The sequence below is a fragment of the Chryseobacterium sp. MMO-72 genome, assembly GCF_037146035.1.
Classification (GTDB): Bacteria; Bacteroidota; Bacteroidia; order Flavobacteriales; family Weeksellaceae; genus Chryseobacterium; species Chryseobacterium indicum.
This window is the reverse complement of the sequence record NZ_JBBCWG010000004.1, coordinates 97,656-113,005: the sequence shown is the minus strand read 5'-3', so window position 1 is coordinate 113,005 and position 15,350 is coordinate 97,656. Positions and strand designations below refer to the sequence as shown.

13 protein-coding genes are annotated in these 15,350 nt (G+C 35.0%); 4 read left to right on the top strand and 9 right to left on the bottom strand.

All coding sequences use genetic code 11. The features are described from left to right. Positions 1-3 precede the first annotated feature (3 nt). From WFH39_RS07605 to WFH39_RS07575, 7 genes are all read right to left on the bottom strand, one after another. The gene (locus WFH39_RS07605; protein ID WP_336689425.1) at positions 4-2,808 is read right to left on the bottom strand and encodes a hypothetical protein; all 2,805 of its coding nucleotides are present in this window, start codon (positions 2,806-2,808) and stop codon (positions 4-6) included. Positions 2,809-2,814: 6 nt separating this feature from the next. Further along, positions 2,815-3,618, bottom strand: coding sequence for a COG1470 family protein (locus WFH39_RS07600; protein ID WP_250902131.1), 804 nt, complete (start codon positions 3,616-3,618; stop codon positions 2,815-2,817). Positions 3,619-3,697: 79 nt separating this feature from the next. Beyond that, positions 3,698-4,243 carry a peptidoglycan-binding protein LysM gene (locus tag WFH39_RS07595; RefSeq protein ID WP_336689424.1) on the bottom strand — a complete coding sequence of 182 codons (546 nt, stop codon included), beginning with the start codon at positions 4,241-4,243 and terminating at the stop codon, positions 3,698-3,700. A gap of 197 nt (positions 4,244-4,440) precedes the next feature. Then, positions 4,441-4,986 carry a peptidoglycan-binding protein LysM gene (locus WFH39_RS07590; protein WP_336689423.1) on the bottom strand — a complete coding sequence of 182 codons (546 nt, stop codon included), beginning with the start codon at positions 4,984-4,986 and terminating at the stop codon, positions 4,441-4,443. 200 nt (positions 4,987-5,186) lie between these two features. Continuing rightward, positions 5,187-5,732: a peptidoglycan-binding protein LysM gene (locus tag WFH39_RS07585; RefSeq protein WP_336689422.1), complete on the bottom strand. Its 546-nt coding sequence runs from the start codon at positions 5,730-5,732 to the stop codon at positions 5,187-5,189. 77 nt (positions 5,733-5,809) lie between these two features. Then, positions 5,810-6,355 carry a peptidoglycan-binding protein LysM gene (locus tag WFH39_RS07580; RefSeq protein ID WP_336689421.1) on the bottom strand — a complete coding sequence of 182 codons (546 nt, stop codon included), beginning with the start codon at positions 6,353-6,355 and terminating at the stop codon, positions 5,810-5,812. 197 nt (positions 6,356-6,552) lie between these two features. Next, positions 6,553-7,095, bottom strand: a complete 543-nt coding sequence (locus WFH39_RS07575; protein ID WP_336689420.1) for a peptidoglycan-binding protein LysM — start codon at positions 7,093-7,095, stop codon at positions 6,553-6,555. 567 nt (positions 7,096-7,662) lie between these two features. Here WFH39_RS07575 and WFH39_RS07570 point away from each other — a divergent pair. Next, on the top strand, positions 7,663-11,562 hold the full coding sequence (locus WFH39_RS07570) for a response regulator (protein ID WP_336689419.1): 3,900 nt from the start codon (positions 7,663-7,665) through the stop codon (positions 11,560-11,562). Positions 11,563-12,081: 519 nt separating this feature from the next. Here the strand turns inward: WFH39_RS07570 and WFH39_RS07565 are convergent. After that, on the bottom strand, positions 12,082-13,620 hold the full coding sequence (locus WFH39_RS07565) for a hypothetical protein (RefSeq protein WP_336689418.1): 1,539 nt from the start codon (positions 13,618-13,620) through the stop codon (positions 12,082-12,084). Positions 13,621-14,154: 534 nt separating this feature from the next. Between WFH39_RS07565 and WFH39_RS07560 the strand changes: the two genes are divergently transcribed. Next, the gene (locus WFH39_RS07560; RefSeq protein WP_214589456.1) at positions 14,155-14,319 is read left to right on the top strand and encodes a hypothetical protein; all 165 of its coding nucleotides are present in this window, start codon (positions 14,155-14,157) and stop codon (positions 14,317-14,319) included. Between the two features lie 101 nt (positions 14,320-14,420). Further along, complete coding sequence (locus WFH39_RS07555; RefSeq protein ID WP_336689417.1) at positions 14,421-14,684, top strand: hypothetical protein; 264 nt, start codon at positions 14,421-14,423, stop codon at positions 14,682-14,684. Between the two features lie 18 nt (positions 14,685-14,702). On the opposite strand, the gene WFH39_RS07550 is transcribed toward WFH39_RS07555, so the two are convergent. Further along, positions 14,703-14,981 (bottom strand): hypothetical protein, encoded by a 279-nt coding sequence (locus WFH39_RS07550; RefSeq protein ID WP_336689416.1) that lies wholly within the window; start codon positions 14,979-14,981, stop codon positions 14,703-14,705. Between the two features lie 142 nt (positions 14,982-15,123). Here WFH39_RS07550 and WFH39_RS07545 point away from each other — a divergent pair, with 142 nt between their 5' ends. Continuing rightward, positions 15,124-15,345: a hypothetical protein gene (locus tag WFH39_RS07545; protein WP_336689415.1), complete on the top strand. Its 222-nt coding sequence runs from the start codon at positions 15,124-15,126 to the stop codon at positions 15,343-15,345. Positions 15,346-15,350: the final 5 nt, after the last annotated feature.

Below are 15,350 nucleotides of genomic sequence, written 5' to 3'. Positions count from 1 at the left end.
AATTTAAAACTTTTTCACCTTAATGGTGGTGTCTTTCTTCTTATACTCAAAAACTACAGTTTGTGAATACCCTTCTTTTGTCACCTGAATAGTCTGGGTAGGCAGAGTATAGGTGTATTTGTCATTTTCAATATAGAGGTCGTATTTTCCGTCTTTCAGGAAGAATTCAAACTCATTTTTTTGGTTAACTACAGCAGTATGAATTTCTCCGTCTTCACCTTTTGCATAAACCACAATTCCGGTTACATCTGTTTCCAGAACATCATATGCCTGTTTAATTTCTTTTAATTTTCCGCTTACTCTGATGTTTTTTACAAGACCAACTTTGCGGTTGATGTTGCTGTCTACCATAATTACAGGATCCATCATTAATCTTGCACCTGCATTTTCATTCACTTTCAGGGTATAAATGCCTTCAGGAACATTCTGGAAAATTACTTTTCCGTTCTTATCCGTAATCGCTACATAATTGTTCAGTTTCACAATTTCACTGGCAAGTACAGATTCTCCGGCTTCCAGAAGTCCATTGAAATTTTTATCTTCAAATAACTGGAACGTCACTTTATGATTTCCGGGCGCTGTAGCTGCGGCAAAATATTTTTTAATTCCTATTCTGAACTGGTAGTAATTGCCGGAGCTTCCATAAGCAGCCGTAGATTTATAACCGGAAAAATTAAAATAACCTGTGCTGGACCACGAAGGCGAGATCTTATATTCCAGATTACCGCTTACATTGCTGTTCAGGTTTCTGTAGAGCTCCGAATAAGAAGTTCCGGCAGAAAAAGATCCCGACAAATTGTTATTCATCATCTGGAAATTATATGAAGCATAAAAATTGTAGTTCGCAAAATTACGGTCTGCATTGTAATAAGAATTTAAATCAAAAACACTCGTTGCGTTCCATTGGGCGGTTCCGTTTAGGGAAAAAGATTTATATCTGTAGGACAGAGTTGTTTTCAGACTGTTGAACCAATCGTCCTTATTGTTGTCTTTTGAATAAGAATATTCCGCTGTTAAATTCAATCCGTGAGAACCAAATGTAGCATTGATGTTGGTTTCCAGCCGGTAAGAAAAAAGCTCCTGCGATGTATAAAAATTCGCTGTTTTTTGCCTTTCAACCTTTGGAGCCAGTAGAAAATTCCATTTTTTTAAAGAAAACTGGTAACCTGATCCCAAAACTTCTGTACTGTTGAAATAATAACGTACATTAGAAGTATTTCCGGGCTGGATCGGCGCACTCTGGAAACTCAGGAACTCCGGGTTTACCTGCGAATTCTGATATTGTATGAAAGCACGCTGCGAATCTGAAAACTGACGGCTGATTCGCTGATTTGTGATAAAAGAACCTCTTTTAATCCCCGCATAACTTTTGGAGGCAAAGGAATTAATAGATTGTACATCCCATTTTCCTATTTTTCCCTCGTAATTTGCCGCTATTAAAGCTCCTGTGTTCTCATCTTTGTTAGAAAGCCCTTTTTCGTGGCTAAGACCAGCTTCTGTACGGATGACATGTTTATCATTAATTAAAAATGATGTTGTCGCGTTTGTTACCTGTGTATCTACGTTAAAGCGCGGATCGTGGTCGAATATATAAGATACTTTTCCGGTGAAAGATTTAGCATTCCCAAAACCATATTTTGCTCCGGCTATTGTAGATCCTTCAGTTTGTTTGAAATAAGTACCATACAGATTATAATTATTTTCCAGTGCAAGAACTTCAAGCTGATTATTTTCTCCAAATCTGGTCGAAACTTTTCCGCCTCTTCCGAAAACAGGGTAATCGTAATCGTTGCCGTTAACATTTCCCACCCGTAATACGGTATTTTTTCTCTCCAGTTCCAGCCAAGTATCATACAGATTATAACGCCCGTCTTCAAGATAGTAATCTGCTCCCATATTGAAGCGCGATTTTAAATTCTCAGTGATCCTGAATGCGGTGTTTCCTCTTAATTGAAGATAATTGAAGCCTGAACTGTTTTCATTATAGCTGAGTTCGGCAAAATTACTTCCGTTCACGGCTTCATTTCCGCGGGCAATTTGTCTGTTGTGCGATAAAATCACCAGATAGAGCGTGTTGCTTCCCACAATTTTATTATCAAGCAGATCTGTGGCGATTGCATTAATGTTAAATTCCGGATAAAGCGTATTCTGTTGTCTGACTCTGATTTTGATTTCAATGGTTTGTTTCTCTAATCCTTCCAGAGTTACGATTTGCTGTTTGGGCATCATTTCCAGACCATCCGGAATGGATTGTAAATCGATTTTTACGGTTCGCTTACTATAACCCTGATTTTCCGCAATCAGCAGAATCGACGATTCGGGCAAAGCCGGATTAATAAAATTTTCGTAGCTGGCTGTGTAGATTGCAATGTTTTTGTTCTCTTCTTTTTTAACAAAAAATGAGGCGCTTTCAGTTTTGGTAACCGCCGGAGTGGCGTAAGAAATATTGAATCTGATCTCATTGGATCTCATTTTCATAAAATCCAGATTAGCGATCAGTTTCACAGGAAGATTTTTAGACTGTCCTGCGCTTAAGGTAAAGTCGTTTTTGGGATAGAAAAGCAATCCCGGATATGTTTTCTCAGGTGTGATATTCTGAATCGTAATTGCTTCAGAGCTTTTATTCTCAATTACTAAGAAATCAGTAAAAGTTGAACCCTTCTCAACAGCTATACTGTCAGTCTCAAAATGGATCTGAATATCCTTCTTTTCCTGAGCAAATGCCAAAGAAAAGTGCAGAAGAACCAATAAAAAAGATAAGAAGGTTCTTCTTAGGATTAATTGTGATATTCCATTTTGTGATTTCAAGACTTACTATTTAAAATTAAAGTTTTTTTCGCCTACGCGTAAATCGTTAGATTCTGCCATTTTGATAATTGCTACACCAAGGAAGTTGCCGGAAATGTTTTCAGGTAAAGAAAACTGAACGGTCTGATTGGTATCGGGAAGCATGGAGATGGAAATTGGAGTCAATTTTATTTCCTTACCACTGTCTTTGTCGGTTAGTTCAAACTCAACGGTGGCATCATTGATGGTATTTCCGTCATTATGGATGTTTACTGCCACTTTTCTTTTCGCTCCATTTTCACTATTCACCTCTGAAATGTTGGTAATATCCAGACTTTTTACATGATTCCCCGGTGGAGTGTAAAAGATGTGAAGTCCTACTTCAAATAAAGTGATGATACCAATACCATTCTGAATACGTGTTTTATCTGCCTGCTGAGGAAGCTGCGTGAAAAACAACATACTGTTGGTAACATCAGACTTTGATGCGTTTGCAGGAATCTGCATGGTTACTACAATCTCCTTTGTACTTCTTGCAGGAACGGTTACTGTGTTTTCCAGAGTTGAAATCCAGGATGCATTGGATGTTTTTGAACTGCCCGGATCAAGATAAACCTTATTTCCGTCTTCTTCTCTAACCCAGTCTTTATAGTTTAGATTAAAAACATAATCTTTCTCCGAGCTGTTTTGAAGAGTGACTGTTCTTGTCACTTTTTCTCCCGGATTACCGGTGAAAAACAATCGTGTAGGAGACATAGAGATGCTTTGTGCCAGAATTGAAGAAGATCCTGTGATTATCAAGAAAATGAAAAGATAGATAAACTTGTTCATGGTGAAAATTGTTTAAAATAAAGATTCCCAAAACTACTGAAAACGTAACAAAATGCCCCTTACAAACTGAAAAAAATTATTATAAAGCTGTTGCAGTATAAGTTACTGTCTGTGTGTAAGTTCCTGCCGGCTTACCTAAGATGTCAGAAGAAGAAGACTTTGCTGCCGGAATGGTATAGTCCAAATTCAGCGTTAATGCGCTTCCAAGCGGAGCGTTTGATACTAACGTCTGATCTGTTGAAGATAAAACAACAGCACTTTTTGTTCCTCCCATAGTTCCGGGAGCTGCAGCTGCTTTAATTGTTAATACATTGACAGGAATTAGGTTGGTTCCATTCACGAAATTCGTACCTCCTGCTTTTACTTTCACATTAAAATTCTTTGTTGAGGTAACTTTTAATGAGTTGGCTTTGTTAACGGTTTGATCCGAGTTATAGTCTGTTGAAGTAGCGTAGTTGAAGTTAACAGTGTTACCAATTGCAGTACTTCCGGCATCAATAGAGATTACGTCGTTCAGAGTAATGTTTACGGTTGTTGTTGCAGTTGTATTCTGAGCCTGAACATTGTTGGTTCCTAATATACTTGCTCCGATTGTTAAGGCTGTGATTGCAATTTGTTTTATCATGATATTTATTTTTAATTTTTTATTCTTGTTAATTTGTTCCCTTTGAACACTACAAATTTATGTCGGCGAAAAAATTTTCTCTGTAATGTAAGCTGGAAGTTGATGTAGTAAAATAACTACAGGATTATTCTTTTCTTGAATAGAAAACCCTCAACACTTAGAAAGGTATTGAGGGCGTATATAAATTTGTGTTTTTATTATAAAGCTGTTGCAGTATAAGTTACGGTCTGCGTGTACGTTCCTGCCGGTTTACCTAAGATGTCAGAAGACGACGACTTCGCTGCTGGAATGGTGTAATCCAAGTTCAGTGTTAAGGCACTTCCAAGCGGAGCGTTTGATACTAATGTCTGATCTGATGAAGATAAAACAACAGCACTTTTTGTTCCTCCCATAGTTCCTGAAGCGGTAGCTGCTTTAATTGTTAATACGCTGACAGGGATTAGGTTTGTTCCATTCATGAAATTCGCTCCTCCTGCTTTTACTTTCACATTAAAATTCTTTGTTGAAGTAACTTTTAATGAGTTGGCTTTTGTTACTGTTTGATCTGAATTATAGTCTGATGCGGTAACGTAGTTGAAATCTACAGTGTTCCCGATTGCAGTACTCCCTGCATCGATAGAGATTACATCGCTTAGGGTAATGTTTACGGTTGTTGTTGCAGTGGTGTTCTGAGCCTGAGCATTGTTAGTTCCTAAAATGAATGCTCCGATAGTTAATGCTGCGATTGCAATTTGTTTTGTCATGATATTGTAATATTTAATTTTTATTCTTGTTAATTTGTTCCCTTTTGAACACTACAAATTTATGTCGGCGAAAAAATTTTCTCTGTAATGGAAGCTGGAAGTTGATGTAGTAAAATAACTACAGGATTATTCTTTTTTTTGAATAGAAAACCCTCAACACTTAGAAAGGTATTGAGGGCGTATATAAATTTGTGTTTTTATTATAAAGCTGTTGCAGTATAGGTTACGGTCTGCGTGTAAGTTCCTGCCGGCTTACCTAAGATGTCAGAAGACGACGACTTTGCTGCCGGAATGGTGTAGTCCAAATTCAGCGTTAATGCGCTTCCAAGCGGAGCGTTTGATACTAACGTCTGATCTGTTGAAGATAAAACAACAGCATTTTTTGTTCCTCCCATAGTTCCGGGAGCGGTAGCTGCTTTAATTGTCAATACGCTAACAGGGATTAGGTTGGTTCCATTCACGAAATTCGCACCTCCTGCTTTTACTTTCACATTAAAATTCTTTGTTGAAGTAACCTTCAAAGAGTTGGCTTTGGTAACAGTTTGGTCAGAATTGTAGTCTGTTGCAGTAGCGTAGTTGAAGTTAACAGTGTTACCAATTGCAGTACTTCCGGCATCAATAGAGATTACATCGTTCAGAGTAATGTTTACGGTTGTTGTTGCAGTTGTATTCTGAGCCTGAACATTGTTGGTTCCTAATATGAATGCTCCGATTGTTAAGGCTGCGATTGCAATTTGTTTTATCATGATATTTAGTATTTAATGATATGCGCCCTTAATACTTTTCTAAGTGTTTAGGGCGCATATGAATTTCTGTGTTTTTATTATAAAGCTGTTGCAGTATAAGTTACGGTCTGCGTGTAAGTTCCTGCCGGTTTACCTAAGATGTCAGAAGAAGAAGACTTCGCTGCAGGAATGGTATAGTCTAAATTCAGTGTTAAGGCACTTCCAAGCGGAGCGTTTGATACTAATGTCTGATCTGTTGCGGATAAAACAACAGCACTTTTTGTTCCTCCCATAGTTCCGGAAGCGGTAGCTGCTTTAATTGTTAATACGCTGACAGGGATTAGGTTGGTTCCATTCATAAAATTAGCACCTCCTGCTTTTACTTTCACATTAAAATTCTTTGTTGAAGTCACTTTTAATGAGTTGGCTTTTGTTACTGTTTGATCTGAGTTATAGTCTGCTGCAGTAACGTAGTTGAAATCTACAGTGTTCCCGATTGCAGTACTTCCTGCATCAATAGAGATTACATCATTTAGGGTAATGTTTACCGTTGTTGTTGCAGTGGTGTTCTGCGCCTGAGCGTTGTTAGTTCCTAAGATGAATGCTCCGATAGTTAATGCTGTGATTGCAATTTGTTTTGTCATGATATTTATTTTTAATTTTTATTCTTGTTTATTTGTTCTCTTTGAACACTGCAAATTTATGTCGGCGAAAAAATTTTCTTTGTAGTGGAAAACGGAAGTTCATGTAGTAAAATAACTACACGATCAATTATTTGTGTCAAATAGAAAAGCCCTCAATACAAAAAGTGTTGAGGGCTTATTTAAAAACTGACGTTTACTTACAGTGCAGTGGCAGTATAAGTTACCGTTTGTGTATAGGTGCCTTTAGGTTTTCCCAGAAGGACATTCGATGCTTTTTGTGCTGAAATAGAATAAGCAATATTTAAAGTTTGTTTCGCGCCTGAAGCGGCGTTACCTACCAGAACCTGATCGGCTGTAGATAAGGTGACCTCATTGAGAGTTCCGGATAAACTTCCGCCGGGTATTGCTTTTACCTGTAATACATCTACTGGAATTACGTTGGTGCCGCTTACAAAGTTTGCGCCCTCAGATTTTACTTTTATATCAAAATTTTTAGAGGAAATGATGACTAAGCTATTGGGAACCGTCACATTTTTTGAAGAATTATAATCTGCTGTATTCGCATAGTTAAAATCTACAGCGTTGCCTGAAGCTGCAGTTCCCATATCCATTGAAATAACATCTGCTAAAATAATATTTACTGTTGAACTGGCGTGATCAGAATTTTGCGCCAAAACAAGATTGGTTCCTAAAGCAACTGTTCCCAGAACCAGAGCGGAGATAAAGATTTGTTTTTTCATGATTGGGTGAATTTGGAGGTGTATTAAATAATATTCATTTAGAATGAACTATACTAACAAACTTAATCTACATTAAATTTAAGAACATTATATGAGATAACCAAGATTTTTATGTTAAATATAAGTGTCATCAGATTCGCATAATTGCTCTTCTTATTAATCTCGTAATTCACCATCTTGCGTAATAAAACTTTCTCCACTGGCTTTAAGCTCTTTATAAAATTTCAGCTTTAAAATCTTTAGATGCTTCTGTCTTTTTAAACGATTTTAGTAGAGATAATAAGATAACCTGCTTCTGAAAATTAGGAATACTTAATATAAAAACATCTTCGATGATCTGTTCCTTAATTACGCTTATTCAAAAAACAGCGAAACAGGATTGAAACTTTGTTCTGCATCTGAGATTTGCATATAAAAATAATATTTAAGAATAAAATGCCAGAAGCCTTTTAAAAAGTAATTGCTTGTCTCGTTGTTGTGAGATATAATGCTCATATTTGCCAAAAAAAACTTTTTATATAAATTTTCTTATTATATTTAGAGTTATAATGATTTATGGTTAATAATATGAGCGATTATATGGTTCCTGATAACGAAAAAGAAAGGATGAAAAAGCTGGAACTTTTTGATTTGTTGAACTTATCTAAAGATTCTCAGCTGGACGTTTTTACAGAAACAGCATGTCTTATTTCCGGCTGCCAAAATGCGCTCATTGCCATTATGGAAAGCGAAACCCAAATGATACAAAGCTGTATCGGGATATCTCTGGATAAAGTAGACCGTAAAAATACAGTCTGTCAATATTCTGTTGCTACAGGACAAACAATTGTTATTAACGACACTTTATCAGACGAAAGATCATCTGGCAATCCGCTGATTATTGAAGCGGGTATTCGTTTTTACGCGGGAGTTCCGCTTTTGGATGACGAAGGTTTTGCTTTAGGAACACTCTGGGTTTTCGATTACGAGCCGAAATCATTATCTGAAGAGCAGATTTCTACTCTTAAGAAATTGGGAGAAGCAGTTACCAGACTTTTAATGGCTAAAAGAAAAAATGTTCACGCAGAATATTTTCAGCAGATCTTTACTGTTTCGAATAATCCTATTTGTGTACTGGATGATAATCTGATTATCAAAGATATAAATCCTGCTTTTGAAAAGGCATTCCATCTTGAAAATAACAGCAAGCCATATCATCTTGATTTTTTAAAACTTCTGGGAGATCAGAGTGAAGATATTAAGCTGAAAGTCAGAAATTTCCTTCAGAATGGTGAAGAATTGATGTTAACGACTTCTACAAAGATGGATGAAAGCCAACAGGTAATCATCGAATGGTATATGAAACGGAATCATAGTCATTCTGAGATTTTTTGCTTCGGAACCAATATTACTCAGTATATTGAAGAGAAACTGCAGATGGAAAGATCAGAACGCCGTTTCAGAAGCTTTTTTGAAAATGCTATCGGATTGATGAGTATGCATGATATGGAAGGTAATATTCTTGAGGTCAACAGAAAGGGCAGAGAAATTTTGCATTATTCTGAAAATGAAGTCACGGGATTGAATTTAAAAGATCTTGTCCCCGAAAAAAACTGGAAGCTGCTGGAAGATTATTTACAGAAGATTAATCAGAATAAGGAAGACATTGGAACAATGATCCTGAAAACAAAGGAGGGAAAGGAGCTTGTCTGGATGTATCATAATAGAGTGGAGATTAATAGGGAAGGACAGCCTTATGTACTAAGTACGGCACTTAATATAACCGAAAGGATGATGTTGGAAAGTGACCTTTTGTACACGAAAAAAATACTTGAGCAAACAAGCGCTGTTGCTCAGGTAGGAGGATGGGAAGTGAATCTGAAAAATAATTCTGTATTCTGGTCGCAGACGACAAAAGAAATTCATAGAATAGATCCGGGGCTGCAGCCTGATTTTGAAAGTGCCTTGCAGTTTTATAAAGAAGAAGACCGGTCCAGAATGAGATTTTTATTCGAAAGAGCTGTATCAGAAGGAATAGCCTATGATGAAGAGTTTCAGCTTATACGTAATGATGGCGTTATGATTTGGGTTAGGGTAAAAGGAATTCCGGAATTAGAAGATGGCGTATGTACAAAGATTTTCGGAATTATTCAGGATATCAATGCTTTTAAAAATATATATCTGGAACTGGCAAGAAAAGAAGCAATGCTTCAGTCTTTTGTAACTTACGTACCCACTGCGGTTGCCATGTTTGATAAAGACCTTAATTATATATCCGTAAGCAGCAGCTGGAAGGATGAATTTCATATGAATCATCTTGATCTTATCGGTCAGAACATTTTTACAGTTTCACCCAATGTCCCGAAAGAAAGGAAAGAGATTTATTTTAATGCATTAAGAGGAAAGACCTATAAAAACGAAAACTTTGTGCTGGAGCAGGAAGACGGTCTTCAGTATTATAACCTAGAAGTAAGACCATGGTATCTTTCAGACGGAGTTACTGGTGGGATCATTATTTCTGTACAGAATATAAGCGATACGGTAAAAACAAACAATGAACTGAAGGAGGCCAAAAAAATGGCTGACATTGCAAGCAAGGCAAAATCGGAATTTCTTGCCAACATGAGCCACGAGATCCGTACGCCGTTAAATGGTGTGATCGGCTTTTCAGATCTATTATTAAAGACTCCGCTTAACGAGATACAAATGCAGTATCTCAACTATATTAACGAATCGGGGGAGAACTTACTTACGATCATTAATGATATTTTAGATTTCTCTAAAATTGAATCCGGAAAAATGGATCTTTTGATTGATAAAAGTAATGTTTATGATATGGTAAGCCAGGTCATCAACGTGATTCTATACCAGTCCCAAAAAAAAGATATAGAATTATTGCTGAATATTGAACCCGGTTTACCGGAAACGATCCTGATTGATGAATCCCGAATGAAGCAGATCCTTATCAACCTCTTAGGAAATGCTGTAAAATTTACAGAACAGGGAGAAATAGAGCTGAAAGTAGAAAAACAATGGATGGATCATGAGAAAATACGGCTCCGTTTCGCAGTGCGGGATACCGGAATTGGAATACCCGTTGAAAAACAGCAGTCTATTTTTAATGCTTTCACACAGGAAAACAGCTCCATCAGCAAACGTTACGGAGGAACCGGACTCGGGCTTACCATTTCAAATAATATTCTGGGCTATATGGGAAGTGAACTCAGGTTAAAAAGTACACTTCACAAAGGATCTGTATTTTTCTTCGATATTGAGGTTCCGTATGAAATGTCTGCGGCAAATAAAGATGAAGAACTGAAGATCAGCAAAGTACTTGTTGTTGACGATAACGAAGCAAACAGAATTATTCTGCAGCATATGCTGGCTTATAAAAATATAGAATCCAGGCTGGCTGCCAATGGGATGGAAGCTTTACAGATTTTGTTAGCGGGAGAACGTTTTGATATTATTCTCATGGATTATCATATGCCCGTTATTTCTGGGCTGGAAACAATTGAAAAAATTAAGGGGTTATTTGGTAAACAGAAAGAAACTTCTCCATTGGTGATCCTTCATACATCTTCAGAAGAACATGATGTTATCAACTCCTTCCGACAGGAAGAAAACTCTTATTTTTTATTAAAGCCGATTAAATCCGAAGATCTATATAAAACTTTAAGGAGGGCGACAGAAAATAATGAAAAACAACTGCCGACAGCTACGGAAACAAAAACAGAACCTTCTTTACATGCGCCTGGTCTTCATGTTTTATTAGTGGACGACAATCCTGTGAATATGCTGCTTAACAGCAGAATAATGCAATCCCTTATTCCTGATGTACAGCTTACGGAAGCTGTAAATGGACTGGAAGCACTTGAAGAATGCAGAAAACAGAGCTTTTCTCTTATCCTGATGGATGTCCAGATGCCGGTAATGGACGGTATTGAAGCAACAAGGGAAATTAGAAAACTTCCGGAATATCAAACAATTCCTATCCTAGGAGTTACAGCCGGAACAACATTTGGAGAAAAAGAAAAATGCCTGCAATCCGGGATGAATGATTTCCTTCCGAAGCCATTACGTCAAGCTGAACTTTTGGAAATGTTGAGCAAATATATTTCGGAAAAAGAAACGGATGTGGAGCATGATGTAACTGCTGAAAGCAACCTAGATATGGAGTTTTTACAACAGCAAACAGGTGATGATGAAGATTTCAAAGGAATATTTTTAAATCTGGTGATTACCGAGCTTACTCAGGCAGAAAATAATATAAAGCGGTCTGTTGCAGAAAGAAATATGGATGATCTGAAAAAAAGTCTTCATAAACTGAAGGGAACAGCCGGAACAGCCGGATTGATAAAACTTTCGGAAAAGGTAATATACTGGGAAAATAAGACTGACCAAAATGTAGATTTTTCAATATTACACGACGAAATAATTCAGGAAATATCAACCGGATTGCATATAATAAAAAAATTAATGAAATAATAAAAACCGAAACTCCATTTATAGTTTAGTGTTCCTGCTCATTTTACCCGTTCAATAAAATGTTTCATAGTGAAATTTTACTGTTTAGGCGGGTAGGTGAAATAGGTTTCCTGAGGAAGAACTAATTACAAGAAATGTTAAATAAAAAAGCGCCAACTGTTTTTAGTTGGCGCTTTTGGGTTTTTGTGACCTTAACGAGCGTATCTTCAAACACTTTTGTCGATGATTTTATTCGATTAAGCCAGATTAAACAAGGATTGGCTATTCGAAATCTAGCATTAAATTTCTCGTAATTAAGAAGATTTTTTGCAATATAATTTTAAATAGTTGAAACAATCTAAATTGAAATAGTTTTACTTTATTTTACTTAGATTGGCTTCCACCTTTTCATAGAAATTTTACGAAGAATATTTTAATTGTACGTAGTTAATAGGATATAAGTAAAGATGAAACGTGGTACATTTAATTATACAATTACCTAAAATTAAATATCGATCCAGTATTTTAAGGGTATTATAACTACTTTTTAAGTAATTCTCTAGCTTCTTCACGAGATGATTCCCTTATGTTATTTTTTAACTTATTAATTACATCTATATTATTAGAAGATTTCATTGTATTAGTATTCGATTTTTTATTAATGTAAGTTTGGGCTGCTCCCTGACTTGCTAATAATGCTGCTTTTAATTCTGCATATTTTTCAAATAAGTGCGAGTTAATCAAAGGAGACTTAACATTTATTTTTTTTGATGTATTTGTCCTATATAAATTATTATTCATAGAGTGACAAGTAAAACAATTCATTCCTTCTGCTTGGAATGTGGTTTCCATAGTGACATTTGCTAAATCTAAACTACCAAAACTTTGCCCATTACCGGTACCATATGGTTTTGATAAATCTCCATCTAGCAACTCATTAATTGGAGCATTCGTTTTTGACCATATAGAGCCTACAAATTTATAGTTCGCCCATATTTTAACTTTATCATTCGTAAGGGCTTTTTTAGCTAATTCGTTACTAGATTTAATCATTGTAGCAAACTCTTTATCTTCTTTAATAACCTCCATTCCTTGAGATGCCTGATTGTATCTAACTCCTTCAGGGTAGGATTGAAATACTTTATTTTTAACTTTTGGAGTAAGAGTGGTTTTATCTTGAATAATTCCATCTTCTGTATTTCCAACAGCGTTTCCATCGAATAATGTGTATTTATCTGATTTAGAATTTACAGGGTCTCCATGAAAACTTGTTCTATCTGGGGCTAAATCTCGTTGATCAAAAGTTGACCACACGCCTTCAGGGTGCTCTGCTGTAACTGTAAATATATGAAAGCCAATCATAGACATTCTTTTTAGCTCAGCGTTATTATAATTTTCGTGCAAATTTTTATCAGGTTTATTAACAATTGCAGTTATATTAAACGTTTTAGTAGAATCTACTACTTGAGATGTTTCTATCCAAGCTATTTTAATTTCGGTAGCACCAACTGGATATTGATTTTTACTCTCACGAATAGAACGCTTTAAGCTGTCATTTTTTAGTATTTCAGCTGCTTGGCTAATAATTAATGATGCATCGGCTGAATGAAACATCTCTAATATTCCGTCATTAGCATGTATCGAATATCTTACGAGAGAATTGCTCTTGCTGCTCAATTTTGTTCCGTCTGCTTGTTGATACAAATCTAAAATTAATGGTAATTTACCATCTTTTATGTATGAAGATGGTAATCCTTTCTTTTTTAAAGAATCTATTTTTATTTCTTCACCAAAATCATTAACCTGTTTTAATTCTTTCATAAATACAGGAACATTATCTTTGGTATTTGACGTTAACCATAAAAATTTTTGCCAAGACCAGTCAACAAACATTTGATCATTGTTAAGAACTATGGTATCGACTGTATTTTTAATTTCGTTATTCTTATTGTAATCTTCAAAAATACTTGCTAAACTTGTTTTAGTATTAGAGTAAGTTTCTTTTTTACAAGATGTAAGCCCCAGTAAAGTAGCTGTTGTAATGCTCAAAAGCATCAGTTTTTTAAATTTTAATTTCATGGTTATTTAGATTATTAGTTTTTAGTTGATTATATTTTTAAAATTGCAATAACATTCTTTAGTTATAATGTTCCCATATGCTCAGTTAGCATAATAATAGTTAGTAACATCATGACTAAATTATGACCAACAGATGAAAGCATAGGGAAAAACATAAATCCCCAACCTGTGCTAATGGGTTTAGTTTATACTTTATCAACAAAACAATATTAATATAATTTCTGTAAAAATAATTCAGTATTATTACTGAATTTTGAATTAATTTATTATGGAATGGTTAGTAAATTTTCGTGTGGTATTTAATTGAATCTCTTATCTTGTAATTTCATGAACTTCAACTAAGTTGCGGAAAATTATTGTATACAAAATTTCTGTTAAGGAACTAAATCGAGTATTTTTCTGAAAGATTAATTTAAACAATCAATTAATTAATACAAATTTCTCAGATTTGACTTGGATAAATTTAATGAACTCTTTAAGCTTTAAAATGTTTAAGCTGGAATATAATCCGGTTATAAAGAATTAATAAAGAAAGTGCTTTTAGATAACTACAAACAATTTACTAGCGATATTGAAGACAAAAGAAAATCAGTTTCAAAAGAAATTAATTTGCTTAACGAAAAGGTATCAAGTGCACGTGATAAGTATGTTGCAGATAAATTAGATGAGGAAGACTATATAAAGAAATCAAAAAAGTAACAAAATCGTAAATAGAACAACTTGAGCAGGAGCTATAGCTGATAGATTCAGAAAGTAAAGAATTAGATATAAAGACCAAAATAGAAAATGCGCTTGATTCAATGGAAAACCTGGCAAACCTTTATCAGCAGGGCGATTTACAAACAAAGAGAACGATTGGGGGTTTGATATTTCCCCAAAAAGTCGAATTTGACGGAAAAAGTTTTCAAACACCTAGAATGAACATTGTCGCTCAGTGTATCTATCAATATAACAATGGATTAGGAAATAAAAAAAACCGACATAAGAGAGTTAAAACTTCTAATGTCGGTGTTGTGACCTCGACAGGATTATTTTTCACTTTGATTATCAATGTTTTAAATTAAAATTATGTCGTATTTGTGTCAAATTTCAGATTTTGATACAATTTTTTTAATTTCTTTAATATAATTTTCTAGTTCTTTAATTCTGCTCTTATCCGAAGTTTCTGTCGTTTTTTGAAGAAAATTATCATGATCGGGATTTAGCAATCTGTTTAGATCAATATCTGGACATTTTAAACATAATGCCTCGAAAAAATCCTGAGAAAATCTATTTCTTTCATTTAACATGGCAGACAATGTGGTACGGTTCATTCCTAATAATTCTGAAAAAGTTTGAACCTTCATGTCTTTAATTTCCATGTACTTATAAATTTTATCGCTGATTGTCATTTAGTTATATTTTTTTAACATATTTTAACAAGATACGTATTGTATCTTTGGATATAATACGTAACTTTGTCACGTAATGCAACGATATGTCACAAAATGCAACGCAAAAGTAATGAAAAAAAAGCGACAAAAGAAAATTGATTCCAATATAGAAGAGGCATTTAAAATTATAGATAACTATTTGCCAGCTAATTATACCAACGAGGTTATGGAGATTGTTCCTTTTGCTACTGCTGAGAATATCAGAACTATTAAGCGAAGAAAAAGTGGTGACTTGAGAATTATTGCTGCATTGAAGAAGGTAGCTGAAAAATATGAAATGATTTTAAATTAATACAA